The following is a 22,355-nucleotide window of genomic DNA, read 5'->3' as shown; positions in this document are numbered from 1 at the left end:
ACGGTTTTGAAAAGCAAGTGTGATATTCGTCATCGGACGAAGATCACGATAAGAAACACAAAAAACGTCAAAATATAAAATAATAGTTGGGCGTTCTGTGATATGATCGCCATATCGTAAATAGAAGCGAGGAAAAATAATGAACATAAATCTGGAAAACAAGGGATACCATTTTCGGTTTGTTGATTTTCTAATTCGGTGGTCTCTGCTGATTGCTTTGTCGCCCATAGTATATTTTGCGTTTGTCGAGATTTTTAACAGACCTGTCTGACTAACCTTAGGTAACGAACGAGAGAACTGGCGGAATTAAGTGATGTCGATTGCCTTTCCCAATGCCGCACGCAGCTACGACGAAACAAAACAACGGGTCCGCTTTCTCGGCCACGATGGGATGTTCGAGGTCAAATTCTTTGTCGCGGTGGAAGCGCTCGTCGTAGACCGGCACCAGCGAAATGTGTCGGAACGAGAATATCTCGCCGCCTTCGACGGCATGCGGGCGAAAATTCTGGAAGTGGCAAAAAGGGTCTATTCAAGCAGGCGCAAGGATACCGTCATGCTGAACACGACGGACTTCAAATAGACCGTCGCCAACCGAGCTGCCCGCTAGCATAAAAATTCGTTCAGGACATGCCGAGGTGCGGGCGAGTTCAGCCGATACGAGTGTTTACCCCACCCGACCAATTAGAGAAGAGCCATGGCTCGCATCGCAACCCGTTCACCCCTATTTTTTTCCATGGCGATCGTCGCGCTGTTTGCGGGGATGGATCAGTTTATTGCCGGCCAGAACCTCTGTCTTTTCCGGCAGGGCAACGATCTGTCGACCACCGCCGATCGCAAGGCCTATGACGAGTGCATGGCAGGCAAGGACTACCATCTGAAAGATGGCTGCAAAGTCGGCGCCACCGCGGCAATATGCTACGATCGCCGGCAGTAGAGCGAGCCAGAGCCATTCCAGGAAACGTCTACGGCCGCTTTCGCAGCAGCCGTGCGCCGCCAAGGCCGGCGGCCGAGACGGCGAGCAGGACGCCGGAAAGCGCAAGCGCGCTCGGCGCGTGGAAGGGGATGGACGTCCAGCGCGGCTTGATGATGTCGGCGGTGTTGAAGGTCTCGCCGCTATACTGGCACCGGATCAGCGACATGCTGTTCAACGCCATTTCCGTGTCGATCCTGGAGACGAGGGTTCCGGCCAAGGCGGCTTCGCGCGGCATGTCGCGCATCTTCAGCAGAACGGACTTGGTGGCCGCGAGATAGGCGTGGGAACACTCGTTGAAAGGGCTCTCCTCGTCCGTCACGCCGCCCGGCATCGTACCCCAGAGGCAATAGGCATACTGGATCTCGGCGAAGTTGAGCATCCGCCGGAAGGGTTCGTTGGTGTCGGCGGCAGAACGCGCGAGGTCGAGCACCGCGCGATGATAAGGCGCAAGCACCGCCATCTCGCCGTGGCTGAGCGCCGGGATCGGCAGCCCCGAGCCGCTCCCGCCTCCGCCGCCGCCATGCGCCTGCGAGACATTCGCAAGCGCAAGCAAGGTCAAGACCGAGGCGACGGCAAGAGACAGCAATTTTCCCGAAGATTTCATCTCACGCATGCCCGGACAGTTCGAATGGACGTCGCTTGGACCGTTATCCCTCACTTGTCCGGCACAAATACCATCGAATGCCCGTTGATGCAGTAGCGCAAGCCCGTCGGCGGCGGGCCGTCGGGGAAGACGTGGCCGAGATGGGCCTCGCAGGTGCCGCAGCGGATTTCCGTGCGCACCATGCCGAAGGAGCTGTCGCGGTATTCGGTGACCGCGTCCTCCGAGACCGGCTCGAAATAGCTCGGCCAGCCGCAGCCGGCATCGAATTTCGTATCCGAGCGGAAGAGCGGCGCATCGCAGGCGACGCAGCGATAGAGGCCCCTTTCGAATTGATCCCAATAGGGGCCCGTGAAGGCGCGCTCGGTGCCATGCTCGCGGGTGACGCGGTACTGTTCCGGCGTCAGCTGTTCGCGCCATTCCGCATCGGTCTTTACGACCTTCGGCTTGTTTGTCGTGACAGTCATGGAGGTGATCCTTTCCCTACCTGCGCCATAGATAGGGAACGGAATTTGCAGAGACAATGCGGCAGCGCGGCGAATGTCGCGTTTGTCTAGGACGAGGGAAACTGAGCGCGTATCGCACGCCGCCCCTCTTCAGCCGGTTGATCCTTGGTCTGGGCAAGTATTTTGCGCATACGCGGGCTCAGCACCAGGCCTTCGATAGCGCTGATCTTCTCGGCGCGTACCTGGGTCAGGCGGCCGGTCTTGGCATCGTGGGTCGATCGGGACGTTTTGCTCGTCATGAATCACAACCTATCACGGCCTCATGGTGACCGGCAGAGGGATTCCCCCGGCCACTGCCGCAACGGGCGGAACTGCTGAAACGCTCTATTGGGCGACGACGTTTTGAAGTGCTGGGACCATCGTCACCGGCGGCGGGTTCCAGCGGCCGGTCAGGGCATCCATTTCCGGCCCGTAGAGGCGCATCGTCAGATTGAACGGGCCGTTCGGGGCAGGCAGCCAGTTTGCCTCCTTTTCAGCGCCGGGGCTTTGGTTCTGAAAATAGAGGTCGAGGGAACCGTCGGCATTGCGCTGAAACGGCATCCAGCTGCTGACGGCGAAGCGGTTGAGGGGATTGGCGACCTGAAAGCCTTCCGGGTCGTAGAGCGTGATCGACCAGAAGGCCTGGACCGGCGGCAGCTGCTGCTTGTCGAAATGGATGGTATAGGCATGGTTGCCGTCCAAGGGGTTGCCCTTCTCGTCGCCGAGGTTGAGCGGATAGATGGCGTCCTCCGGCACATTGGCGCCGAGGCCGAGGTTGGCGACGATGGCGCGTTTCAGATAATAGTTGCCGTAGACGCCCATGGTATCCGTGTTCATCGACCAATAGTTGGCGACGCGCGCGAGCGACGCCGCCTTCCATGCCATCAGCTTCTGCGCGTCCGCCGGCACCTCCGCCAGCGCCTTGGCTACACTGGGGTCGATCTTGCCGATGTCGAAATCCTTGCCCGGCTCGATGCCGATCTGCCGCATCTGCGCGATGATCGGCTGGTCGGTAATATGCGCGGGATTGACCTTCAACAGCTTTGCCGCATAGGCGAAGTAGTCGCCCGCCGACATGCCGTCGACCGTCTTCTTCGGCGACGTCTTCATGTCGACGTCAGGATCGATCGCAGCCTTGACGGGCTCCGCGGGCTTGCCCCAGGCCGATAGCGGCGTGACCTTGTAGCCGGCCTGGACCTTATGGACCGCATCGTAGTCCGCCGGGCCGTCGGTCTTGGTCCGTCCGATGATCCAGACGAATGGCGTCGGTGCGTCGATCCGCTGAACGCCCTCAGGCAGCGCCGCTCCGCCTTTCGGCTGCCATCCCGGGGGGATGATCGCAAAGTCCGCCTTGCCCGTTCCCGTCGTGCGCCAGCCGGGCGAGGCGAAGACGTCGGTCCACATGTCCAGCATCGGCAGCAGATAGTAGCGTCCGTCCGTATCCGGTGCGGATATGATCATCGGTTCGGAGGTCATATCGAGCCATGCGATCGAATAGAGCGTATCGAAATTGGGGCGCACGACATCGCGGAAATTCGCCGGCGGGAATTCCGGTACGTTGACGAACATATTGGCCGGGCCGCGACCGAAAACCTTGCCGGCTTCGATATTGGTGGCCTGCTTGCGGGTCACGTCCATGGTGATGAGCGGATAGAAATAGACATAGGCGTTGACCGCGATGGCGCGTGCCTGCGCTTCGCTTATCGCCTCCGCCGCCAAAGCGGCCGGCGCGGCCAAGACGGATGATGCAAGGATGCAGGCGGTAAGCCTGAAAGAACCAGGTTTCATGGAGAGCCTCCCTCGATGGCAAAATGAAATGTCAAAATGACGCGGAGATCGGCCGCAACGCTTGCGCCGCCGGCCCGACCCCGTGGCATGCTCGGAAATCTTTTTCGCGGCTATTGAATGAAAACGGATGTCCTTGCGGCGGCGTTCCGATGCCACCTGTCCCTCAAGCGCCTCGCACCGGCCGCCCCATGGCACTTGCGATTGACTGCCTGGATCATGCGCTCGCTCCGCGCAGCGGCAAGTACGTAACTGTAACAAGGAGCGAGGAAATCGCCGGGCCGGGCCTGCCAATCCGATCTCTTTTGCGCGGTCGCCGATGTTTTGCCCCGCTTTTCCGGTTCCAGGTCTTGAGCAGGTCCACCCTTTGCCCTATCCCGGAGATAGCTTTGGCTTTGCGGGGCCGCCGGTCGCGCGGGAAAAGTCGAGCGGGGAGAGGGCATGACGGAAAGCGTGGACCCGACCGTTGTCGCGTTGTTTTTGCCTTTTTTCGGAGCGCTCGTCGCGCCGGTTTGTGTCCGCTTCTTCGGTCACCGGGCTGCCTGGTTTCTAGCGTTGGTCCCGCTCTTGGCCTTTCTTCATTTTGCCGCGCTGCTTCCGCAGATCGCCGGACGGGAAACGGTGGCCGGCGGGTTCGACTGGGCACCGAGCCTCGGCTTGCGCCTTACCTGGTTGCTCGACGGCCTGTCCGTCACCTTCGCGCTGCTGATCACCGGCATCGGCACGCTGATCGTTCTCTATACGGGCGGCTATCTCAAGGGCCATCCGCATCTCGGCCGCTTCTTCTCCTTCATCTTCCTGTTCATGGGGTCGATGCTCGGCGTGGTCGTCTCCGACAATTTCCTGATGCTCTTCGTCTTCTGGGAATTGACGTCGATAACCTCCTTCCTGCTGATCGGCTTCGATCACGAGCGAGAAGCCTCGCGCCGTGCCGCATTGCAGGCGCTTGTCGTCACCGGCGGGGGAGGGCTGGCGCTGCTTGCCGGCCTGCTCGTCGTCTCCGTCGTGACCGGCGCCAGCCAGATGTCCGATCTTGCCGCCAATGCGGCGCTGCTGCGCTCAAGTCCGTTCTATCTTGCCGCGCTCGTGCTGATCCTCGGCGGCGCGTTCACGAAATCGGCGCAGTTTCCCTTCCATTTCTGGCTGCCGAACGCCATGGAGGCGCCGACACCGGTCTCGGCCTATCTGCATTCCGCCACCATGGTGAAGGCTGGCGTCTATCTCCTGATGCGGCTCAATCCTGTCATGGGGGGCACGGCCGCCTGGGAAACGCTGCTTCCGGCCTTCGGCGCGGTGACGCTCGTCGTCGGTGCGGTGCTCGCCGTCAGGCAGACCGACCTGAAGCTCCAGCTTGCCTATACGACGGTTTCCTCGCTCGGCCTGCTGGTGATGCTGACCGGCTTCGGCACACCGCTCGCGGTCGAGGCGGCGGTGCTCTATCTCGTCGCCCATGCGCTCTTCAAGGGCGCGCTGTTTATGGTCGCCGGCATCATCGACCACGAGACCGGCACGCGCGACATCACCCGCCTTGGCGGCCTTCGCGCCGCCATGCCGACGACGTTTGCGGTTGCCCTCTTCGCGGCCGCATCCATGGGTGGCCTGCCGCCGTTCTTCGGTTTTCTCGCCAAGGAGGAAGTCTATGCGGCGCTCCTTGGCGGCGGTGCGGCGGCGCTTGCCTTCACCCTTGCCGCCGTGGTCGCCAATGCGCTGATGTTTGCGATCGGTTTTGCCATCGCGTTGAAGCCGTTTCTCGGAAGAACCGTGGAGACGCCGCGCCACCCGCACGAGGCGCCGCCGCTGCTGATCTGCGGCCCCGCGCTTCTTGCCGTCCTCGGGCTCGTAGCTGCGATCTTTTCGGGGCTGACACACCACTATATTTCCTCGCCGATGGCAACCGCGGTCAGCGGCGCGGTCGCGCAAATCTCGATCTCGCCCGTGCCGCATATCGGTCTGCCGCTTGCGCTCTCGCTGCTCACCATCCTTGCCGGGATACTGATCTACCGCGTGCTCGGCGGCGTCAGGCGCCTGGTTGCCGATCTGCTTGGCTGGTTCGGCCCCGGCCCCGATCGCGGCTTCGACGCCGCGTTGAGGGGGCTCGTGCGGTTGGCGCATTCGGTGACGCTCAGGCTGCAGCCGGGCCGCCTCGAAATCTACATCACCGTCACGTTCATCTGCCTTGCCGCGATCCTGCTGGTGCCGCCGGTCCTCTACGGGGAGCTGCCGGCAATGCCGTCTTTCCTGCCGGCCCTGCAATGGCATGAGGCCGCCGTCTTCCTCATCGCGCTTGCCGGTCTCATTGCCGTGCTCGTGGCCGAGGACCGGCTGACGGCCATCGTCTCGCTCGGCATTCAGGGCTTTGCGGTCGCGATGATCTTCCTGCTGTTCGGCGCCCCGGATCTCGCTTTTACGCAGTTCATGGTCGAGACGCTTTCCGTCGTCATCCTGGCTCTCGTCATGACGCGCCTGCGGCTTTCCCCCACCGATCGCCGGCCGCGCGGCCAGAGGCTTTTCGACGCGACCGTTGCCATTGCCTGCGGCATCGGCTTCTCGGGCCTGCTGATGAAGGCGACCGAGGCGCCGTTCGACGACCGCCTGAGCCAATTCTTCAGCCGCTATTCGAAGCTGATCGCGCACGGGGAAAACGTCGTCAACGTCATCCTCGTCGACTTTCGCGGCACTGACACGCTCGGCGAAATCGCCGTCGTCGCCGTCACCGGGCTTTCCATTCTGGCGCTCATCCGGCTGAGGGTGGGCAAGGGAGGATCGGACGCATGAAATCCCTCATCTTCCGCACGTCCGCGCCTTACCTCACCGCGCTGATGCTGCTGTTTTCGGTTTTCGTGCTGCTGCGCGGCCATAACGAGCCGGGCGGCGGGTTCATCGGCGGGCTGATCGCGGCCTCGGCGTTTGCGATCTACGGGATCGCCTCGGGCGTTGCCGCGGTTCGCCGCGCCCTCGTCTTTCGGGCGCTGTCGATCGCCGGCGCCGGACTTTTCATAGCCACCTTGGCCGGGCTTCTATCCATAGTCTTCGGCGCGCCGTTCATGACCGGGCTTTGGGTCTATCCGAGCCTTTTCGGCGTCGAGGTGCCGCTGTCGAGCGTCCTGTTCTTCGACGTCGGCGTCTATCTGGTGGTCGTCGGCGCCTTCACCGGCATCCTGCTTTCGCTCGAGGAAGGCGAGGCGGAATGATGGAGCCGGCCTTTGCCATCCTTGTCGGTCTGTTCTTCGCCGCAGCGATCTATCTGATGCTGTCGAAATTCACGATCCGCATCATGCTCGGCGTCGCCATCCTCGGCAACGCCGTCAACCTGACGCTGTTTACCGCAGGCCGGCTGACCCGCGAGATCCCGCCGATCATCCCGGAGGGGCTCGACGCCTTGCCGGCCGGCACGGCCAATCCGCTGCCGCAAGCGCTGATCCTGACGGCGATCGTCATTTCGTTCTCGTTCCTCGCCTTCCTGCTGGTGCTCACCTACCGCGCCTATCAGGATCTGAAGACCGACAACACGGACGAGATGCGCCTTGCCGAGCCGCGCGAACGGCCGCTGCCGCCGGTGGGGTACTAGCGCATGGCCGCAGCTGAAAAGACCGTCGACCTTGCCGCCGCGATGGTGATAGCGCCGGTGCCGATCGGGCACTGGCTGATCGTCCTGCCGGTCGTGCTCTGCCTCGGTGTCGGCGCGGCGCTGCTGATGCTGCGCGAACGCACGACGTTGCAGGCCTGCCTTGCGATCGCCGGCCTTGCGCTTCTCGTCGTCATCGACGGTCTGCTTCTCCATAAAGTCGCTCAGGAAGGCCCACTGACCATGGCGATGGGGCGCTGGCTGCCACCCTTCGGCATCGCGTTTACGGTCGATATTTTCGGCGCCGCCATGGCGCTTGCGGCGGCCATCGCAGCACTTGCGGGCTCCGTCTATGCTCTCTCCGACATTTCCCCCAGCGAGCGGCACTACGGCTTCTTTCCCTTTCTGCTGTTCCTGATGGCCGGCGTCAGCGGCGCATTCCTGACGGGCGACCTGTTCAATCTCTATGTCTGGTTCGAAGTGCTTTTGATTTCCTCCTTCGGCCTTTTGATCCTCGGTTCGAGCCGCCAGCAGATCGACGGCGCGCTGAAATACGCGGTGCTGAACCTCATCGGCACGACGTTGTTTCTGATCGCCATCGGCTGTCTCTATGCGCTCTTCGGCACGCTCAACATGGCCGATATTGCGGAGCGCGCGCGCTCCGGCGGCAAGCCGCTGATGACTTTGTCGGCGTTGTTCCTGCTTGCTTTCGCCATGAAGGCCGCGGCCTTTCCAGTGAATTTCTGGCTGCCCGCCTCCTATCACACGCCGAGGATCGTGATTTCAGCGCTGTTTGCCGGGTTGCTGACGAAGGTCGGCGTCTATGCCCTGATGCGCGTCATGGTCATGCTGCTGCCGATGGGGCGCGAGGAGTTCGGCGGACTGGTCGCGCTCGTCGCGATCGCCACCATGATCGTCGGCGCTCTCGGAGCGCTGGCGGAGGTCGATATCCGCCGGATGCTCGGCTATATCGTGATTTGCGGGATCGGCAACATGCTGGCGGGCGTGGCGCTCGGCAGCGTCGAGGGCCTCGGCGGCGCGATCTTCTATGCGCTGCATTCGATGGTGCTGATGACGGCGCTCTATCTTGCGGCCGGCGAGGCGGGGCGCATCGGCGGCAGCCACTCGCTCAATGGCCTGTCCGGGCTCTGGACCGCAAACGGCGCCTTTGCCGCCCTGTCGCTCGTCCTCTTCCTCGCAGCCTCGGGCCTGCCGCCGTTTTCGGGCTTCTGGCCGAAGGTGATGTTGGTGAAGGCGGCGCTTGCCGAGGGCGCCTGGTGGCTTGCGGGCGTCATCCTTCTCACCGGCTTCCTGACGACGATCGTCTTCGGTCGCGTCTTTCTGCTTGCCTATTGGCGCCCGGCCATGATGCCGATGCGCGTCCAGCCCGTGACATGGCGGGCCGGCCTGCCGCTCACGCTTTTGGCGGCGCTGGTGGTCGGTTTTGGCCTGTTTCCGGAGCGGCTTGCGGCGCTCAGCATCCGCGCCGCGGCCGGCCTCGACGACCCGTCCGCCTATATGCGATCGGTTTTCCCTGAAGGAGGAGCGAAATGACGCGCCTCGTGTTCGGCCTGATACTGGCGATCCTGTGGGTCGCCCTGACCGGCAGTCTCACGCCCCACAATTTCCTCTTCGGCGCAGCGCTTGCCGCGCTGGTGCTTGCAGTCGTGCGCCCACCCAGTGAGGGTGTCGTCTACCGGCCGCGGCCGTTGCGGCTGCTGGCGCTGGCGCTTCTGTTCGTGACCGAGCTTGCGAAATCCTCGTTGGCGGTCGCGATGACCGTGATTTCGCCGCGTATGGACGTCAAACCCGGCATCTTCGCTTTTCCGCTCACCGTCGACCGCGATCTGGAGATCACGCTGCTCGCCAACCTCATCACGCTCACACCCGGCACGCTTTCCGTCGACGTATCGGATGACCGCAAGACGCTCTACGTGCACGCGCTCGACTGCGCCGACCCCGAAGCCCAGCGTCGCAGCATCGCGGCGGGCTTCGAGCGCCGTATCCTGGAGGCGTTGCGATGAACCCTCAAACCATCGTCTCGACCGCGGCACTTCTGTCGCTCGCCATCCTCAGCCTTGCCTTTCTGGTCACGGTCTATCGTATCGTCGTCGGCCCGACCCTGCCGGACAGGGTGCTGGCGCTCGACATGCTGGCGGCGACCGCGATCGGCTTCATCGCGGTGATCGCGGTCAAGACCGGCTTCACCCTTTACGTCGATATCGCCATCGCCCTTGGCCTCGTCGGTTTCCTGGCGACGGTGGCGTTCGCGCGCTTCATTCTTTCGCGCGGCCGTCCGGACGACGCCGCAAGCAACGCCAGACAAACCCGCAAGCCGAACGCCAAGGGGAGGGCGCGCCGATGATCCTTGCCGTGGCCGTTTCGGTGCTGATGGTGGCGGGCGCGCTGTTTTCGCTGATTGCCGCGATCGGCATCGTGCGCCTGCCCGATATCTATAGCCGCATGCACGCGGCCTCGAAGGCAGGTACGGTCGGCTCGGGGCTGCTGCTGATCGCGGCCGGCCTGCACGCGCAGGATCCGGCAACCCTTGCCCGCGCCGTCGCCGGCTTCCTGTTTTTCGTTATGACCGCGCCGATTGCCGCTCATTTATTGGCCAAGGCGGCCCATCAAGTGGGCTTTCCGCTGCTGCCGCCTTCGGTTCGCGACGACCTTGCGAGCCAAGACCATCACCATCGCGGGTCGAACTCGCGCCGATAGGATTCTTCTAGTTGAATACAAAAACCTCAAGCGAAATACTTGTATCAATATGAGAAAAATTTCCCAAGAAATAACAGAAATAAAATCTGGACTTTTGCACCAAGAATGGTAATCCAGTTTCAAGTAGAGTTCTGATCTAAAGTGATTTCTCTGTCCGCTGTAAATGCTATATGCTTTGATTTATATTGATACAATGGCATTGAAGCGGACGTGAATTCGGATGAAGGATCGCGTTTTTCGCACGATTCTGATGATTCGCTGATCGGACGGCAGTAGACGGGTTTCTCCGCGCGAAGTCTAGGGGTGGATTTCGGTTTGTGCATGGCATGGCGTTGAACGCCTGTGGTTGCTGCCGACTGCTACGAATACAGGCGGCCCATCGCGAGACGGGCTGTCAGGGCAAGCATACGAACAGGAGAAATACTATGACAGATGTGGCTCTCGGCAGCAGCGGCCCGGAACTACTGGTTGAATTGACCGCGGATATCGTCGCGGCCTATGTCAGCAATCACGTCGTTCCGGTGAGCGACCTGCCGAATCTGATTTCCGACGTGCATTCCGCGTTGAGCAACACTTCCGCCCCGGCTCCCGCCGTTACCGTCATCGAAAAGCAGAAACCGGCCGTTTCGGTTCGAAAGTCCGTGCAGGATGACCAGATCACCTGCCTCGAATGCGGCGGCAGCTTCAAATCGCTGAAGCGTCATCTGATGACCCACCACAGCCTTCTGCCCGAGGAATATCGCGAAAAGTGGGACCTCCCGGCCGACTACCCGATGGTAGCCCCCGCCTATGCCGAAGCGCGTTCGCGCCTCGCCAAGGAAATGGGTCTCGGCCAGCGCCGCAAGCGCGGCCGCTGAGCCCCTTGACCGAACAGACGCAAAAAACCGGGCCGCAAGCCCGGTTTTTTGTTGGCAAAGCAGTCTTTTTTGCGAGCGTTGTCCGTTCTCTCCGTCATCCCGGCCTTGAGCCGGGATCCAGCCGCGCCGCGTCGGGGGTGACGGCGGATGGCGGCGCAGTCCTGGTAAGCCGTCAGAGTTCATCAGCTGTCTGAACCGGGCCGCAAGCCCGGTTTTTTGGTGTCGGGGAATGGAGTTTCGCCGTTTTCAGGGGAATTGCGAGAGGGAGAAAAGGAAAATAATCCCATATTTTTCAAAGGCAAATTGAACAGCTTGGCGAAAATCAACAAATAATTGCAGAAGGTTGCTTTTCTTTTTCCCTAACTATGCCGTAGGGTGTGTGAATTAATTCCTATTCTCTAGGGGATATTTCATGCCTTTTCAGAAAAGTCTTTTGCCTCCGCCCACCGCCGTCATTCCCTTGAGCGCCATTCCAGACGCGCCCCAAGCCGCGATCGAAACCGGCGAGCCGCCGGAGTTTTCGCCCCCTGCGTCCCTTTCCTCCCATACCGTCTGCCGCATCGTCAGCTACGTGACCGCCGAGATGGTGGCGCTCCTCGGCGTGAGGGTGCAGGTCAGGGTCGATCGCCGCCGCACGCTCGCGCATGTCAGGCAGGTCTCCATGTATCTCTGCCACGTCGCCTTGCGGATCCCGCAACACGACGTCGGTCTCGCCTTCGGCCTTGACCGCAAGACGGTCGGCCATGCCTGCCTGGCGGTCGAGCGCCGGCGCGACCAGACGGCCTATGACGATTTCGTCTGCGCGATGGAACGCATTCTCTCATCCATTTTCGTGACTTCGGAGATCGTCCGCCATGACTGAACGCGCATCCGGCTCGGAGAAAAAGGCACTTCTGCGCCTGTTGCGGTTTCTGGCGCGTGGGCCGGCTTCGATGACGCCGCGCGACGACGGCGTCCATGCCGAGATCGAAAACGCGGATGCCGCCGTGCAGATCATCAAGCTCGGCGTCATCGCCGAGGCCGCCGCGCGCGGCCTCATACACCGCGATGCGCACGGCGAAGGCGACCGCATCGCGCTCGAAGGGGCGGGACGCGCCTATCTCAAACGCGCGGCGGCGCGCGCTGAAGAGACGTTTCTTGCCCAGCATGCGGACCTCGTCGATACAACCGTCGAGGTGGACGATCGGCGCCACGCCGTGCGCCTCGATCGCGCCGAGTCGCCGCTTTCGCTTCTGTCGCGCCTCAAGGGACGGGACGGTGCGCCGTTCCTGCCCGAGCAGGCGATCGCCGCCGGCGAACGGCTTGCCGCCGATTTCACGCGCGGGCAGTTGCAGCCACGCGTCACCGCCTCCTGGGAGCCGCGCCTAGCGAGCCGGGGCAAGGGTGAACGCGGCGGTATCGCCGATTTGAGCGACAGCGCGCTCGCCGCACGCCTTGCCGTCAACCGCGCCGCCGAGGCCATGGGGCCGGAGCTTTCAGGGGTGGCGCTCGACGTCTGCTGCTTCATGAAGGGGCTGGAAACGGTCGAGCGCGAACGGCAGTGGCCGGCCCGCTCGGCGAAACTGATGCTGAGAACAGCATTGATGGCGCTCGCCCGCCACTACACGCCACCGGCAGCACACCGCTCGCCGCGCATTGAGCACTGGGGTGCGGAAGATTTTCGCCCCGAGCTCGGTTGAAATGTTCATGCCAGGAAGGCGCTGTCGCGCAGCCTCATGCCACGGCGCGCAGCCGGGCTTCGTCGCGGATGCGCTTGACCATCGAGCGCAGGCCGTTGGCGCGCTGGGTGGAGAGATGCTCGACGAGCCCGATCCTGCCGAAAATCTCAAGGGCGTCGAGTGCCGCGATCTCGGCTGCATGCTTGCCGGAATAGATCGCCAGCACGATCGCGACCAGCCCGCGCACGATATGCGCATCGGAATCGCCCTCGAAGGTCATGAGAGGATCGTCCGGCGCGCCGCTCACATGGCTGACGAGCCAGACCTGGCTGGCGCAGCCCTGCACCTTGTTGGCAAGCGTACGCTTCTCCTCCGGCAGTTCGGGCAGCGCCTTGCCGAGTTCGATGACATAGCGATACCGATCCTCCCATTCGTCCAGGAAGGCGAAATCCTCAATGATCTGTTCAAGCGCTGCCATCGACCGGTCCCATATGCTTCTTGCTCAGCATATAGGTGAAAACCGACCGGATTTGAACCCGAAACGAAAAAGAACGCCGCAGGCGTGCCCGAAGGGCGTGTACGTTTCCTATGCCGGTGATTTTTTAGGAAGCCCGCTTGGGGCCGATGGCCGACGTCCGCTGGGAGGACACCAACACGAAATGCGGACATAAGAGTTCTTGCCACCAAGGTCAGGGATCGGCCGAGGCTGTGTAAAAACCCGGTCCTGATATACACTCATCTTCGTCAGTCGGAGGTGGCATGTCAGGCGATATCGAAGGCATCAGTCGTGATCATCAGGTTACGCTGTGAGTGAAGAATAGCTGAATCCGGACGAATGAGTGATCACGCTGGAATATAACGCGCGGTCGAACGAGCCTTTGCCACCGAAACCTGCATCTGGACGAACGATGGAAACCAGCGGGGTAAAAGGAGCGAATCATGAAACTGATCATCGGTACCAGTCTATTGTCGCTGTTGGCGTGGGCCGCTCACGGTGCGGAGCCATACACCTTAACTTCGGCAGAAAGTAAGATCGCCCAACTCGGTGCGACAAACTACGCCCAAGCATCCAAGGCCACTTTCATTTCATGTTCCAACCTCTGCACAAGTGACGACCATCACGTCGCCTGCACCATAGCCGACAAGGCCGGTGTACGGTCCGAAGTGCAATGCTCATATAAGTCAGAGGGTTGCAAGAAGCAGTGAGCAACCACCGGCGCTTCCCCAAGGCGGGATGCATCCGGCCTTGGGTGATTGCCTGGCGGTGCGGATTCGTGCGGCGCAGAAGAGTGGCTGCGGCTTAGCGCAGTTGCCGTTCGGGTCTCCCCCGGACAGAACTGGGTGCTTCCGCCGAAGCCCCCGCTCGCCGCCCATCACCAGACGTTCAAGAACCGTCCGCTTTCCGTGGATACTCATTTCCGTGTCGTCCGCCCCGACGCCGTCGGTCACAAGGAAGGATGACGGCTCGATGGTGGAGGTGGAGATCGGGTGGACATTGCCTCTTACCACTTGTTGACTCACCCGCGGTTGAACAATAACTTGCGCCCTCGGTCGTTAGGCTTGCCCTCACATGACGGATCAATCTCTTCAGCGTCGCCTTGCCGCCATCGTCGTTGCCGATGTGGTGGGATATTCACGCCTGATGGAAGCTGATGAAGTCGCAACGCTGGCGAACCTCAGGGAACTCCGTGCTGGCGTTATCGAGCCGGCTGTGATGCGCCGCAACGGTCGCATCTTCAAGGTCATGGGCGACGGATTCTTAATCGAATTCGGTAGCGCGGTGGACGCGGTCGCAGCAGCGTTGGAAATGCAGCGGGCCACCAGTGCTGATGAGGCTTCCGGAGACCGGCGCATGCTTTTGCGTATAGGCGTCAATCTGGGAGATGTCATTGACGACGGTTCAGACGTCCTCGGAGACGGCGTCAATGTCGCGGCGCGCCTCGAGACGCTGGCCGCACCGGGAGGTATCTGCATTTCAGCCTATGTTCACGGCGAGGTCGTCGGCAAGATCGCCGACAGGTTCTTTGATGCAGGCGAACGCTACCTAAAGAACCTGACGCGCCCGGTCCACGTGTGGCATTGGCCGGATGCGCTGCAGAGCACATTGCCGCTGCCCGAATGTCCCTCGATCGCTGTATTGCCGTTCACGAACATGAGTGGGGACGAAGCGGACGCGCATTTCGTCGACGGCTTGACCGAAGACCTGATCACCGACCTTTCGCGTACCGCTGGCCTGTTCGTCATCGCGCGCAATTCCGTTTACGGCTACAAGGGCAAGCCGGTCGACGTACGGCTGGTTGCCCAGGAACTCGGCGTCCGCTACGTCCTGGAGGGGAGCGCCAGGCGCGCAATGGGCCGTGTCCGCATCAATGCCCAATTGACCGACGCGCTTGGCGGCCATCACTTGTGGGCCGACCGGTTTGACAGGACGGTGGAAGATGTTTTCGAATTACAGGATGAAGTTAACGCCAAGATTGTTGAAGCCCTCGTCGGCCGGCTGACCATCCCGACGCAGCGCAATCGGCCGAAGAACTTCGAGGCCTACGAACTGTGTGTGCGCGCCCGCCTCCTGACGGAAGAGTCGCCGCAAACCGAGCGTGAGGCCTATATGCTGCTCCAACGCGCGGTTAAGCTCGAGCCATCATATGCCGAGGCGCTCGGTCTGCTCGCCTATAACCGTTGGCTTGCCTGGACTCATTTCGGCGAGCCTGAAGATCCTAATCGTCGGATGGCGGCGACGTTCGCGCAGAAGGCGGTCGACCTAGATCCCAACGATGCCGGCTGCCGTTACGTTCTGGGCACCATCTTGGCTTATGAGCGGCGATGGGAGGAGTCGGAGACCGCCTTCGCCAAGGCCCTGGAGCTGGACCCCAACCACGCCGACACCTGGGCCGCCATGTCGGACATGTCCGTGCTGGACGGCAGGGTTGCCGACGGACTAGCGCAGATCGAAAAAGCTCTTCGGCTCAATCCCTATCCAGCCTGCTGGTATCTTTGTCATCTTGGGCAGGCGCAATACGCCGCGCGTGACTACGAGGCGGCAACCGCTACGCTCCGCAGGAAAGACACGTATCGTACCAACTCACGCAAATTCCTGGCTGCTACGCTTGCGCAGTTGGGCCACCGTGAGGAGGCGCGGCGAGAAGCAGAATTGTTCCTGATCGCCCACCCTCATTTCACCATCGGCCATTGGCTCAGCTCCCAGCCGCTGCGCGACGCATCTGTACGAGACCACTTTGTCGACGGCTTCCGAAAGGCCGGCCTGCCGGAGATGTGACAGCGGGTGGGGACAATCGCGACGCGTTCGAGGACTTGATCAACGGATGTGCCACATTTGGGTCAGAGGCTGCGCCGCAATAAGCGTCTCTCACTGCGCCAGCCGCAGAATGCCGCCGAGCGGACCGAAAGCTCAGAGGGCCGGTTTCTGCTGGGGGACCGGAACGCGCGCCGGCGCCTTGACCGTGCCGGTGATGACAGCGTCGGCGGGCTCGGTGCCGAGCGGGCGGGGCGGCATCGGCTGCAAAAGGGTGCCGGCATTGGCGAGCTGATCGACCGGCGCAAGCGCCGGGACGGCGTCCGCGATCTTTGCCTTGGCCCCGTCCTTGAACCGGTTGTCGAGGAATTCATAGGCGACGCGGGCGCCTTCGCGGGCGCGGTAGCCGAGTGCTGTCAGCGTCTCGCCGCCCTTGACGCAAACCTCGGGCTTTACGTTGCAGATCGAGGTCACGTACTGGAAGGCGCCGGTGGCGGCGGTAAAGGCGTCGGACGCCTGGACCTGCGGCACGTTTTCAAGCCGGGTGGCACTCTGTGGGCTGAACAGCGACAGCATCACCAGCACCAGCGAAAACCAGAACGCCATCTTGATCAGAAACCACATCGCCTTGCCAATCCTGTCTTGCCGTTCGGTCTTCAAGCCGAATCGCACCGGTTTTCCTGGTTGATCAAACCCTAGACCTCAGATGCGAAGATCGTTTCTCGAAACTGATGAGCATTTTTGTCAAATTTAGTTCAAATTCGAATGATCGCAATTCGGGACGCATTTTCGTCAAATTGTAGCGGCAACCGTTAAGCATGTCCCCTGGCTATACGCTGACGCTGCAAGCCTTTTACTGCAAAAGGCTTGCCACAAACGTTAACGACATGGCGAAATGCAAGCGAAATCCATCGCTTACCGCCCGTTAACCACAAGAAGCAAAGCCTCTTTGGACTGTTCCCAAAAGCCTGTTTTCGCCATTTTCGCGCCCCTGCGCCGACCCCTGCTTATCCTTTCCTTAAGTGGCCGAAGCCTATGGTACAGCCAGTTGTCGAGTGCCTTTTCGGGCGGGTATTGCGTGCGCGTATTGAGTAAAATGACAGATCGGGCGGTAGCCCTCGTGGATCGGGTTGGAGGCAATTGGCTGACCCGTACCGGAGGTACGGCGTCCGTGCATGCCGAGGAGCTCGCAATTCTCAGGCGCCTGGCGATGCTCTCCTCCGTCGCGCTCGTGGCCGTCCCCGCCGGCCTGTCGCTGGTCACCAGCCCTGCGGTCGCGCTGCCGGCCGGTTTTGCGACCGTCTGCGCCGGTTTCCTGTTTTCCGCCGTTGGCAGCATCGCGCTGGCGCGGCAAAAGCCGCTGGAAATGCAGGCCGACATTGGGCCGCGCGAGGATTTGATGCTCGAGGCTGCGGCCGGCATTGTCATGGTGCTCGATCCGCAGGGCAACGTCGTCACCGTCGGTGGCCGCGATCGGGCCGAGTACCTTTCCTGGATGCGCCCGCCGAACGGCCGCGGCTTCCTCGAACAGGTTCATATTTCCGACCGCCTTCTCTTCCTGCAGGCTGTCGATCGGCTGCGCCAGGGCCATGATGCCTTTGCCGTCACGCTGCGGCTCGAACGCCCGACGGTCGGGCGCGACCGCGCGCAGTTCGTGCATCTGCATATGGAGCTGACGGCCCGGCGCGACCCCGAGGGAACGGTCACCAGCATCGTGACGCAGTCGTCCGACATTTCCATCGAGCGCCACATGCGCGACGAAGCAGCGCGCAAGACCGCGGAGGCAGAATCCGCCAACGACGCGAAATCGCGCTTCCTGGCGGCGGTCAGTCATGAACTGCGCACGCCCCTCAACGCCATTCTCGGCTTTTCCGACATTTTGAGCGGCGAGTATTTCGGCAAGCTGGAGAATGATCGCCAGCGCGAATATGTCGAGCTCATCCATCAGTCCGGCGCGCATCTCCTGTCGGTAGTCAACACCATGCTCGACATGAGCAAGATCGAGGCGGGGCGCTACGAGTTGATGGCGGAGCCTTTCGAGATCGCGGTCGCGGCGAGCGCCTGCGAGGCGATGCTGGCGCTGCAGGCCAAGGCCAAGGGACTGTCGCTCACAAGCCGTATCCAGCGCGGTCTCGGCGAGGTCGTGGCCGATCAGCGCGCCATCCAGCAGATCCTCATCAATCTCGTCAGCAACGCCATCAAGTTCACCGATGCGGGCGGTGCCATTACCATCGACGCCTCGGCCGTCGGCGGGATGCTGCAGCTATCGGTAAGCGATACCGGCATCGGCATTGCCGGCGACCAGCTGTCCAGCCTCGGCCAGCCCTTCGTGCAGATCCAGAACGACTATACGCGTCGTTACGAGGGCACGGGTCTCGGCCTGTCCCTCGTCAAGGGGCTGGTCGAACTGCACGGCGGCAGCTTCGAAATCACCAGCACACCGGGCGAGGGCACCGTCGTCACCATCCTCGTTCCGCTTGATGGCTCCGGCGTTGTTGCCGCTCGTGGGTCTGCCGGCGAAGAAAATACGGTGGATTTCCCGCCGCGCCTCAAAAATGCAACGGAGCCAACGCACTATCAGGTCGGCGCAAACCGCACCGGAGACCGTCTCGATGACCACGCGCAAGCGAAAATCGCCTAAAGGGAAAGGCAAACGGCGCCAGCCGGGCCTGTTCTCGCAAGGGGCGGGTGCCGTCGGCACGCTCGGCCTTCGCGGCGCCGGCGCGCTCGGCGGTCTTGGCGCGCGTGGCGTTTGGGCTCTCGGCGAACTCATCGGCCGTCATCCTTCGGTCGCCGGCGGCACGATGGCTTTCGTCGTCGTCTTCAGCTTCGTGGCTGCCAATGCGCTCTGGTACCAGCCGGGCACGCATCCCTCGCCACTCCTGCGCACCCGCGACGCGGGATCCTCCAATGCCATCGCCGGCCGGCGCGCCTCTTTCCCGATGCAGGCTGACGCGGGCAACGTGACGACCTTCCGGATAGAACGCCCGGGCGCCGACGCGGCCTCGCCGTCATCGGCCGGCCAGGCCGGCGTCAAGACGGCAGCCGCCAAGATGCAGGTTAGGGGTGGCGGTCCGACCGTGCCCGTCGCGCGGCCCCGCGAAGACGTGACGTCGCTGACCGCGAACGCCGATCCCGTGGCCGCCGCTATTCTCACCGCTGAAAAGACCATCAAGACCGGCTCTACGCCCCGCGCCAAGCCGCCGAGCGAGGCGGTCAACAGCATCGATCTCGTCATGAAGATCCAGAAGGGGCTGAGCAACATCGCCTATAGCGACGTCAGTATCGACGGCGTCGCAGGGGATCAGACACGGGCCGCGATCCGCCGCTTCCAGAAGCATTACCAGCTGCCCGAGACCGGCCAGCCCGATATCGCGGTGTTGAAGAAGCTGCAGGATATCGGCGCGCTCTAGCGCTTCGAGGCATGCTCGGGAGCGGTTTGCCCGCCTCTGCCCCGCCGGACATGTCGCCCGAGGCGCGACGCTCTCGTCATCGTTGCCAGCGGCCAAGCACGCGGCTATAGCTCGTCGATGAGATTGCGCACCGACATCTTCGTTTCCGCCCTTCTTCGCCGTGTCTTCGCCGGCGGCGGCTTTGCGGCCATCGAGCGCAAGGGCGCGGAATCGGCCGGCGCGATCTTCGTTCGCCAGCGCTTCCGCGACGGACTTGAAACCCTCTACGGACCTGCGCCGCAAAGCTTTTTCGACGAGGAGGAGAGCGGCACGCGCCTGTTCGAGATAAGGCTGGCACGCGCCGACCCGCAAGACGTCGCAGACCTTCTGGCGCGCGAAGAGAAGTTCGACAGCGATCTCTGGGTCGTCGAGCTCGAAAGCGACGATATCACCGACATCGTGCCGACCGCAAAGGCGGGGCAGGGAGGCTGAGCGGGTTGAGGGCAGCGCTGGCAGGTCCGAGCCTGACGACAGGGCTCATGCGTCGTCATCCTCGGCCTTGTGCCGAGGGTCTGCTGCGTATCGGCATAGTCAAACGGTTGCTGATGCTCGGGACAAGCCCGTGCATGACGAAATAGCCGGGAAATTTTCCACACACCACGAAACTTGAGATTACGTCCAAGGACGGGTGATACTCCCGCGCTTGGCCCAAACTTTTGCGAACGGTCTGCGGCCCCGCAACGACGAATGCCGATCGGTCCCGATCAGCGCTGGCGTCCGTTCGCGCGAAGCTTGCGGGTGGAGGTGAGTTGCCTTGCGGCGCGCTCCTCTTTCCGATCGGCGTCCGGTTCGGCCTGTTCCGGCGATAGATAGGTGTAGCGATCGGCGCGGCGCCAGCTTTCGACGCGGGCCGCGGTTTCGTCAGGATCGAGCGAGTCGAGCACCAGCCAGGCGCGGCTGGCGCTGCCGCGGTGTTCGGCAAGGTGCGGATAGAAGCTTTCGAGCACGAAGGCGGCTTCGCTCGCGTTCATGCCGACGCCGCTGAGCGTCACGGCGAGCTGGTGACCGGAGACGTCGAGCAGGATCCGCTCCGCAAGCCATCGGCTGGAGGAAAGCGCATCGGCAAGCGCGGTCGTGAACTGGCCGGCGTCATGAGCGCGGGCGAAGCGGACCAGCAACGCCTCCTGGATCTCGGAAAGGCTGCGAAGGCCGAGACGGTCGTTCGCGTCGAAGGCGAGGTGACGCGCCACCTGCTTCAACTCCTGGCGCAGCTTCTCCTCGCGCAGGATGCGCTCCGCTTCGGCCCGCTCCGCCTCGAGGTTTTCAGGCATTCGAGAAGCGGCCGCAACCGGGGAGGGGTCTTCCTCGGACGCGGGGCGGGCCGGCTCGACCGTTCGGATGCCCACAAGCGCGTCGAGGACCTTGGGCGACAACGTGGCGCGCTGCGCGATCGCCTTGGCGTGTGCTGCCCCTTGGGTGCGGGCGATCGTGATCAGCGTCTCGTCGTCGATCGAGGGCGAGCCCGCGAGGAAGGGCGCTGCAACGTTGATCGGCTGGCAGCCGACGAAGAGCGCCACCGCCTGCGGCACGTTCGCGCATTGCGAGAGCGCTGCGACCGACTGGCGCCTGGCTTCATCGGAGGAGGCATGGAAAAGCGGTGTGAAAAGCTCGGCAAACAGTCTTAGTTCGGATTTGGTGGGATGCTGCAGGCTTTCGAAGCTGCTCACGGTCGCCATCAGTACCACATCCTTCTTCCGAATGGATGGCGGTCCTTCAAGGTCTCTAAACCGATCGCGCACGCCAACACCCATATACGCAAAACCAAAGGGTCCAAATTCGGAAGGCGCCTGCTTCCGCGCCTGCCCCGCAACGGTTCGGCGGCGTCAGCGACGCATCGCAGCCGGGCGGACGCCGGGTCCGGATCTGGCTTTGAAAAAATGATAGGGCGGGTAGCGTTAACAGGTCGTAAAAGCTTTATTAAAACTCGAACGATTTTGAACCGGGACAGCCGGCGTCGCTGAAAACGAAAGAGCGCCCGGAAAGGACGCTCAACAGTCGAAAATGATTGATGATTTCGCGTTCGCGATAGCCTCACGGACCCTTCAGTTCGCGCAACGCATGGTTCAATTTTTCGTCGGTGGTGTGGCCCGATTGGAACAGGTCAATAGCGGCGGAGGCTGCAAATTGCGCCTCGCTGCTGTTGATGTCCACGCGCCGCTCGCGGCACCAGGAATTCAGTGCCCCGCGCAGCAGATCGACGTCATCCGGCGAAAAAGCTGCGTTGATCAGGAAAGACATCACAAGTCTCCGTCTTGCCGGCCAGAGTTCCGATGGTCTCTCAGCGGTCTTTGCCCTAACCCTTAGACCGATTGCCGAAACATACGCTTATTTAGGGTGCGCGCAAATGAAATTTCCTTGATGAACGTACCCGGCCGGAACCATTCGCCCGCAGGCGGACCTGTTTATTTAAGAATATGAAATCGTAGTATTTTTGCAGCCTACCGTAAGGATAAAATGCAGCCTCACGTAAGGATAAAAAACACGCTGTGCGATGAAACCAAATCGGCTCTGGCGCGTTAATTGGTTGGAGCGGATGCCGGCCGTTCCAAAAGGGTTAAGAAATTAACGGTTCGTTAACTATTACGTGGTCTCAATTCGGAGAACAGCTGCGCGATTCGTAAGATTGATCGTATAATATGCTTATAGCCCCGTAAAACGGGCCACATGCCACGGTGTCAAAGAAAAATGCCGTGAGAAAGACGCGGATGTTCCTGGCGGGTGCCGTTCAGATGAACGGCTGGTCTTCCAGGAGGGAGCGTCGGCCCGTCGGTCAGCGGGCAGGGTGAAATCGGTCGCAAGTTCATCCGTCTCAAACCACTTCAAGGAGACGAGAATGGCACAGGTGATATCCCTTCCAGTTCTCCGGTCGCGAACATCACGTCGCGTGCCGCGAGAGCCGATGGAGGCCAAGATCATGCTCTTCACCGGCGTGCGTTACGAGCGGCTGGACATCAGGTCTGAGCGGGATTCGGATCGGCCGGGTACCGGATCGAAACGGGCGAAGAACA

25 protein-coding genes are annotated in these 22,355 nt (G+C 61.9%); 17 read left to right on the top strand and 8 right to left on the bottom strand.

The window, feature by feature from the left end; genetic code table 11:
* Positions 1-313: 313 nt before the first annotated feature.
* Together AB4048_RS22655 and AB4048_RS22650 are read left to right on the top strand one after the other, a co-directional pair.
* A complete protein-coding gene (locus AB4048_RS22655; RefSeq protein ID WP_442204243.1) occupies positions 314-580 on the top strand; it encodes a DUF1488 domain-containing protein in 267 nt (88 codons plus the stop codon).
* 114 nt (positions 581-694) lie between these two features.
* The gene (locus AB4048_RS22650) at positions 695-934 is read left to right on the top strand and encodes a hypothetical protein (protein WP_442204242.1); all 240 of its coding nucleotides are present in this window, start codon (positions 695-697) and stop codon (positions 932-934) included.
* 28 nt (positions 935-962) lie between these two features.
* On the opposite strand, the gene AB4048_RS22645 is transcribed toward AB4048_RS22650, so the two are convergent.
* The 4 genes from AB4048_RS22645 to AB4048_RS22630 all read right to left on the bottom strand — a co-directional run bounded on the left by AB4048_RS22645 (position 963) and on the right by AB4048_RS22630 (position 3,847).
* Positions 963-1,577: a hypothetical protein gene (locus AB4048_RS22645; protein ID WP_442204241.1), complete on the bottom strand. Its 615-nt coding sequence runs from the start codon at positions 1,575-1,577 to the stop codon at positions 963-965.
* 50 nt (positions 1,578-1,627) lie between these two features.
* Positions 1,628-2,041, bottom strand: a complete 414-nt coding sequence (msrB, locus tag AB4048_RS22640; protein ID WP_442204240.1) for a peptide-methionine (R)-S-oxide reductase MsrB — start codon at positions 2,039-2,041, stop codon at positions 1,628-1,630.
* A gap of 86 nt (positions 2,042-2,127) precedes the next feature.
* A complete protein-coding gene (locus AB4048_RS22635) occupies positions 2,128-2,319 on the bottom strand; it encodes a hypothetical protein (protein ID WP_442204239.1) in 192 nt (63 codons plus the stop codon).
* An 85-nt stretch (positions 2,320-2,404) separates the two neighbouring features.
* Complete coding sequence (locus AB4048_RS22630) at positions 2,405-3,847, bottom strand: DUF1254 domain-containing protein (RefSeq protein ID WP_442204238.1); 1,443 nt, start codon at positions 3,845-3,847, stop codon at positions 2,405-2,407.
* Positions 3,848-4,285: 438 nt separating this feature from the next.
* Between AB4048_RS22630 and AB4048_RS22625 the strand changes: the two genes are divergently transcribed.
* The 10 genes from AB4048_RS22625 (at position 4,286) to AB4048_RS22580 (ending at position 12,663) form a co-directional block, all read left to right on the top strand.
* Positions 4,286-6,619: a putative monovalent cation/H+ antiporter subunit A gene (locus AB4048_RS22625; RefSeq protein WP_442204237.1), complete on the top strand. Its 2,334-nt coding sequence runs from the start codon at positions 4,286-4,288 to the stop codon at positions 6,617-6,619.
* Positions 6,616-7,035: a Na+/H+ antiporter subunit B gene (locus AB4048_RS22620; RefSeq protein WP_442204236.1), complete on the top strand. Its 420-nt coding sequence runs from the start codon at positions 6,616-6,618 to the stop codon at positions 7,033-7,035. Before AB4048_RS22625 ends, AB4048_RS22620 begins: the two co-directional genes overlap by 4 nt.
* Positions 7,035-7,412, top strand: coding sequence for a Na+/H+ antiporter subunit C (locus AB4048_RS22615; RefSeq protein ID WP_442204270.1), 378 nt, complete (start codon positions 7,035-7,037; stop codon positions 7,410-7,412). The genes AB4048_RS22620 and AB4048_RS22615 overlap by 1 nt, the downstream gene beginning before the upstream one ends.
* A gap of 3 nt (positions 7,413-7,415) precedes the next feature.
* Positions 7,416-8,963 (top strand): Na+/H+ antiporter subunit D, encoded by a 1,548-nt coding sequence (locus AB4048_RS22610; protein WP_442204235.1) that lies wholly within the window; start codon positions 7,416-7,418, stop codon positions 8,961-8,963.
* A complete protein-coding gene (locus tag AB4048_RS22605; RefSeq protein WP_442204234.1) occupies positions 8,960-9,433 on the top strand; it encodes a Na+/H+ antiporter subunit E in 474 nt (157 codons plus the stop codon). Before AB4048_RS22610 ends, AB4048_RS22605 begins: the two co-directional genes overlap by 4 nt.
* Positions 9,430-9,774, top strand: a complete 345-nt coding sequence (locus AB4048_RS22600) for a cation:proton antiporter (protein ID WP_442204233.1) — start codon at positions 9,430-9,432, stop codon at positions 9,772-9,774. Before AB4048_RS22605 ends, AB4048_RS22600 begins: the two co-directional genes overlap by 4 nt.
* On the top strand, positions 9,771-10,127 hold the full coding sequence (gene mnhG, locus AB4048_RS22595; protein ID WP_442204232.1) for a monovalent cation/H(+) antiporter subunit G: 357 nt from the start codon (positions 9,771-9,773) through the stop codon (positions 10,125-10,127). The genes AB4048_RS22600 and mnhG overlap by 4 nt, the downstream gene beginning before the upstream one ends.
* 425 nt (positions 10,128-10,552) lie before the next feature.
* Entirely contained in the window at positions 10,553-10,984 is a 432-nt protein-coding gene (locus tag AB4048_RS22590; RefSeq protein WP_442204231.1) for a MucR family transcriptional regulator, read from the top strand.
* 412 nt (positions 10,985-11,396) lie between these two features.
* On the top strand, positions 11,397-11,846 hold the full coding sequence (locus tag AB4048_RS22585) for a helix-turn-helix domain-containing protein (protein WP_442204230.1): 450 nt from the start codon (positions 11,397-11,399) through the stop codon (positions 11,844-11,846).
* Complete coding sequence (locus tag AB4048_RS22580) at positions 11,839-12,663, top strand: DUF6456 domain-containing protein (protein ID WP_442204229.1); 825 nt, start codon at positions 11,839-11,841, stop codon at positions 12,661-12,663. The genes AB4048_RS22585 and AB4048_RS22580 overlap by 8 nt, the downstream gene beginning before the upstream one ends.
* A gap of 34 nt (positions 12,664-12,697) precedes the next feature.
* Here AB4048_RS22580 and AB4048_RS22575 read toward each other — a convergent pair whose 3' ends face one another.
* Positions 12,698-13,120 (bottom strand): SufE family protein, encoded by a 423-nt coding sequence (locus AB4048_RS22575; protein ID WP_442204228.1) that lies wholly within the window; start codon positions 13,118-13,120, stop codon positions 12,698-12,700.
* 461 nt (positions 13,121-13,581) lie between these two features.
* Here AB4048_RS22575 and AB4048_RS22570 point away from each other — a divergent pair, with 461 nt between their 5' ends.
* Together AB4048_RS22570 and AB4048_RS22565 are read left to right on the top strand one after the other, a co-directional pair.
* Complete coding sequence (locus AB4048_RS22570) at positions 13,582-13,848, top strand: hypothetical protein (protein ID WP_442204227.1); 267 nt, start codon at positions 13,582-13,584, stop codon at positions 13,846-13,848.
* 364 nt (positions 13,849-14,212) lie between these two features.
* Positions 14,213-15,919, top strand: coding sequence for an adenylate/guanylate cyclase domain-containing protein (locus tag AB4048_RS22565; RefSeq protein ID WP_442204226.1), 1,707 nt, complete (start codon positions 14,213-14,215; stop codon positions 15,917-15,919).
* A 132-nt stretch (positions 15,920-16,051) separates the two neighbouring features.
* On the opposite strand, the gene AB4048_RS22560 is transcribed toward AB4048_RS22565, so the two are convergent.
* The gene (locus tag AB4048_RS22560; protein WP_442204269.1) at positions 16,052-16,519 is read right to left on the bottom strand and encodes a DUF5330 domain-containing protein; all 468 of its coding nucleotides are present in this window, start codon (positions 16,517-16,519) and stop codon (positions 16,052-16,054) included.
* Positions 16,520-16,991: 472 nt separating this feature from the next.
* On the opposite strand from AB4048_RS22560, the gene AB4048_RS22555 reads away from it, so the two are divergent.
* The 3 genes from AB4048_RS22555 (at position 16,992) to AB4048_RS22545 (ending at position 19,779) form a co-directional block, all read left to right on the top strand.
* On the top strand, positions 16,992-18,536 hold the full coding sequence (locus tag AB4048_RS22555) for a sensor histidine kinase (protein WP_442204225.1): 1,545 nt from the start codon (positions 16,992-16,994) through the stop codon (positions 18,534-18,536).
* On the top strand, positions 18,508-19,308 hold the full coding sequence (locus tag AB4048_RS22550; protein ID WP_442204224.1) for a peptidoglycan-binding domain-containing protein: 801 nt from the start codon (positions 18,508-18,510) through the stop codon (positions 19,306-19,308). Before AB4048_RS22555 ends, AB4048_RS22550 begins: the two co-directional genes overlap by 29 nt.
* Before the next feature lie 117 nt (positions 19,309-19,425).
* Positions 19,426-19,779 (top strand): DUF1491 family protein, encoded by a 354-nt coding sequence (locus AB4048_RS22545; protein ID WP_442204223.1) that lies wholly within the window; start codon positions 19,426-19,428, stop codon positions 19,777-19,779.
* A 272-nt stretch (positions 19,780-20,051) separates the two neighbouring features.
* Here AB4048_RS22545 and AB4048_RS22540 read toward each other — a convergent pair whose 3' ends face one another.
* Positions 20,052-21,086 carry a DUF2336 domain-containing protein gene (locus AB4048_RS22540; protein WP_442204222.1) on the bottom strand — a complete coding sequence of 345 codons (1,035 nt, stop codon included), beginning with the start codon at positions 21,084-21,086 and terminating at the stop codon, positions 20,052-20,054.
* Between the two features lie 292 nt (positions 21,087-21,378).
* A complete protein-coding gene (locus AB4048_RS22535) occupies positions 21,379-21,585 on the bottom strand; it encodes a hypothetical protein (RefSeq protein WP_442204221.1) in 207 nt (68 codons plus the stop codon).
* Positions 21,586-22,355: the final 770 nt, after the last annotated feature.

This window comes from Rhizobium sp. RAF56, assembly GCF_052113965.1.
Classification (GTDB): Bacteria; Pseudomonadota; Alphaproteobacteria; order Rhizobiales; family Rhizobiaceae; genus Rhizobium.
Note: the sequence above shows the minus strand (reverse complement) of the source record. Positions and strands in the feature narration are given on the sequence as shown.

Coding starts and splice junctions, on each gene's coding strand:
- msrB (WP_442204240.1), bottom strand. CDS start 2,041: ATGACTGTCACGACAAACAAGCCGAAGGTCGTAAAGACCGATGCGGAA.
- AB4048_RS22565 (WP_442204226.1), top strand. CDS start 14,213: ATGACGGATCAATCTCTTCAGCGTCGCCTTGCCGCCATCGTCGTTGCC.
- AB4048_RS22620 (WP_442204236.1), top strand. CDS start 6,616: ATGAAATCCCTCATCTTCCGCACGTCCGCGCCTTACCTCACCGCGCTG.
- AB4048_RS22580 (WP_442204229.1), top strand. CDS start 11,839: ATGACTGAACGCGCATCCGGCTCGGAGAAAAAGGCACTTCTGCGCCTG.
- AB4048_RS22655 (WP_442204243.1), top strand. CDS start 314: ATGTCGATTGCCTTTCCCAATGCCGCACGCAGCTACGACGAAACAAAA.
- AB4048_RS22570 (WP_442204227.1), top strand. CDS start 13,582: ATGAAACTGATCATCGGTACCAGTCTATTGTCGCTGTTGGCGTGGGCC.
- AB4048_RS22545 (WP_442204223.1), top strand. CDS start 19,426: ATGAGATTGCGCACCGACATCTTCGTTTCCGCCCTTCTTCGCCGTGTC.
- AB4048_RS22555 (WP_442204225.1), top strand. CDS start 16,992: ATGACAGATCGGGCGGTAGCCCTCGTGGATCGGGTTGGAGGCAATTGG.
- AB4048_RS22635 (WP_442204239.1), bottom strand. CDS start 2,319: ATGACGAGCAAAACGTCCCGATCGACCCACGATGCCAAGACCGGCCGC.
- AB4048_RS22650 (WP_442204242.1), top strand. CDS start 695: ATGGCTCGCATCGCAACCCGTTCACCCCTATTTTTTTCCATGGCGATC.
- AB4048_RS22610 (WP_442204235.1), top strand. CDS start 7,416: ATGGCCGCAGCTGAAAAGACCGTCGACCTTGCCGCCGCGATGGTGATA.
- AB4048_RS22575 (WP_442204228.1), bottom strand. CDS start 13,120: ATGGCAGCGCTTGAACAGATCATTGAGGATTTCGCCTTCCTGGACGAA.
- AB4048_RS22615 (WP_442204270.1), top strand. CDS start 7,035: ATGGAGCCGGCCTTTGCCATCCTTGTCGGTCTGTTCTTCGCCGCAGCG.
- AB4048_RS22585 (WP_442204230.1), top strand. CDS start 11,397: ATGCCTTTTCAGAAAAGTCTTTTGCCTCCGCCCACCGCCGTCATTCCC.
- AB4048_RS22630 (WP_442204238.1), bottom strand. CDS start 3,847: ATGAAACCTGGTTCTTTCAGGCTTACCGCCTGCATCCTTGCATCATCC.
- AB4048_RS22645 (WP_442204241.1), bottom strand. CDS start 1,577: ATGAAATCTTCGGGAAAATTGCTGTCTCTTGCCGTCGCCTCGGTCTTG.
- mnhG (WP_442204232.1), top strand. CDS start 9,771: ATGATCCTTGCCGTGGCCGTTTCGGTGCTGATGGTGGCGGGCGCGCTG.
- AB4048_RS22625 (WP_442204237.1), top strand. CDS start 4,286: ATGACGGAAAGCGTGGACCCGACCGTTGTCGCGTTGTTTTTGCCTTTT.
- AB4048_RS22550 (WP_442204224.1), top strand. CDS start 18,508: ATGACCACGCGCAAGCGAAAATCGCCTAAAGGGAAAGGCAAACGGCGC.
- AB4048_RS22560 (WP_442204269.1), bottom strand. CDS start 16,519: ATGTGGTTTCTGATCAAGATGGCGTTCTGGTTTTCGCTGGTGCTGGTG.
- AB4048_RS22605 (WP_442204234.1), top strand. CDS start 8,960: ATGACGCGCCTCGTGTTCGGCCTGATACTGGCGATCCTGTGGGTCGCC.
- AB4048_RS22535 (WP_442204221.1), bottom strand. CDS start 21,585: ATGTCTTTCCTGATCAACGCAGCTTTTTCGCCGGATGACGTCGATCTG.
- AB4048_RS22590 (WP_442204231.1), top strand. CDS start 10,553: ATGACAGATGTGGCTCTCGGCAGCAGCGGCCCGGAACTACTGGTTGAA.
- AB4048_RS22600 (WP_442204233.1), top strand. CDS start 9,430: ATGAACCCTCAAACCATCGTCTCGACCGCGGCACTTCTGTCGCTCGCC.